At 70.5% G+C, this 1,781-nt stretch carries 2 protein-coding genes; one reads left to right on the top strand and one right to left on the bottom strand.

The features are described from left to right. A partial coding sequence (locus LQT98_RS23835) for an AraC family ligand binding domain-containing protein (RefSeq protein WP_331282597.1) occupies positions 1-559 on the bottom strand: 559 nt, incomplete at its 3' end. Between the two features lie 137 nt (positions 560-696). Here LQT98_RS23835 and LQT98_RS23830 point away from each other — a divergent pair. After that, on the top strand, positions 697-1,781 hold a 1,085-nt coding region (locus tag LQT98_RS23830; RefSeq protein WP_231465734.1), incomplete at its 3' end, for an FAD-dependent oxidoreductase.

Below are 1,781 nucleotides of genomic sequence, written 5' to 3'. Positions count from 1 at the left end.
GCTTGCCGGCCTGCTCGGTCAGCAGCCGCTGGGCCAGTGCCGCGATGCGCGGGTGTTCCGGTATCGGCAGGCAGAGCGCCTGATGCGGTGCTTGCCGCAGCTCGTCCAGCAGCACCGAGGCGATGCGTTCCTGCTCCGGCCGCCATGGCGCGTGATCCGTCCAGGCCACCGCGCGGCGCACCGCGGCGCGCATCAATTCGGTGATCGCCACCACTCGCGGCTGCGGGCTCAGCGCCTGGCTCCAGTCCGGGTTCAGCAGCACGCTCCAGCCGGCCAGCGCGCCGCTGACGCGCACCCGGTGCGGCATGCCGGGCGGAACCCAGCCGGCGCGGTGCGGCGGCAGCACCCAGGCGCCGTGCGGGGTGCGGATCTGGATCAGGCCGGTTTCCACGCAGAGTAGCTGGCCGCGCACATGGCTGTGCCAGGCGTATTCGCGGCTGCCCAGCCGGTAGTCGCTGTCTTCGTTGTCATTGCCGGGCACGGCGATCAAGGGCGGGCCGCCGGCCCATTCGCTCAGGTCCACGGCCTCTTCCGGCGGTGTGGCGTCGATATTGGCCATTTTTCACCATTTATTGGCAAAACAGCGTTATAGCAGCTTTGACGACGGCGCGCACAATCGTCGGCGAGGGTCAGAGCGGCCGCCGGCGCGGCGGCGGTCCTGACCGGGTTTCCCACTTGATGAGCAAAGGACAAGCTATGCAATCTCTACGCATTGGCATCGTCGGCGCCGGCTTGGGCGGGCTGTGCCTGGCCCAGGGGCTGGCGCGCGCCGGCATCGCCGCCACCGTGTTCGAGCGTGACCGCACTGCCGACAGCCGCTGGCAGGGTTATCGTCTGCGCATAGACGGCGATGGTCAGCAGGCCCTGCGGCAGGTGATGACGCCACGGCAGTACGAGCTGTTCCGGCAAAGCTGCTCGCTGGGCGGCGACGATTGTTTCATCGATCCGCAACTGCGCGCCTTGCCGGAACGCAAGCCGGCGCACTGGCGGCCATCGGCGCAGGCGGACGATGCGGCGGAGCGCGATCTCAGCGCCAATCGCCAGACGCTGCGGGAAATCCTGGCCAGCGGGCTGGAGGGGCAGATCCGTTGGGGCCACGCCTTGCGTGGTTTCAGGGAAACGCCGGAGGGCCTATTGCTGGATTTCGAGGCTCGGCCCGAGTGTGAGGTGGATGTGCTGATTGCCGCGGACGGAGTGGGTTCGGCCGTGCGCCGGCAATTGATCCCAGGCGGCGAGCCCGATGACGGCGGCGCCATCGTGTTGTATGGCGTCACGCCGTGGGAGGCCCTGCCGGCCGAGGCGTTGACGCCGGAGCTGGGCCAGGGCGTGTGCGTGGTGTTCGGCGATGGTCTGACCGCGGTGATAGAGGCGATGCGTTTTCGCGCGCCCTTGCCGGAGCTGGCGCGGCGGCTGGCACCGGAGGCGGCGCTGAGCCCGTTGCCGGATTACTGGTATTGGGCCTGCGTGGCGCGGGCCGAGGATTTGGGCGGCGCGCTGCCAGCGGAGCGCTTGAGCGGCGACGCGCTGCGGGCGCGGGTGCTGCAGGCGACGCGCGGCTGGCATTCGCGTTTGCGGGCGGTTTTCGCGCATGGCGATCCGCGGTGCCTGGGCGCGCGGGCGATCCGCATCAGCGCCGAGGTGCCGGTCTGGCGCTGCGAACGCGTGGCCTTGCTGGGCGATGCGATCCACGCGATGAGCCCGGCCGGCGGCTTGGGCGCCAATACCGCGCTGTGCGATGGCGCGGCACTGGCCCAGGCCGTGGCGCGGGCGGGAACGGCGGC

Origin of the sequence: Chromobacterium aquaticum (assembly GCF_021129195.1) — a bacterium.
Classification (GTDB): Bacteria; Pseudomonadota; Gammaproteobacteria; order Burkholderiales; family Chromobacteriaceae; genus Chromobacterium; species Chromobacterium aquaticum.
The sequence above is the reverse complement of the archived record's forward strand: the minus strand, read 5'-3'. Positions and strand labels throughout refer to the sequence as shown.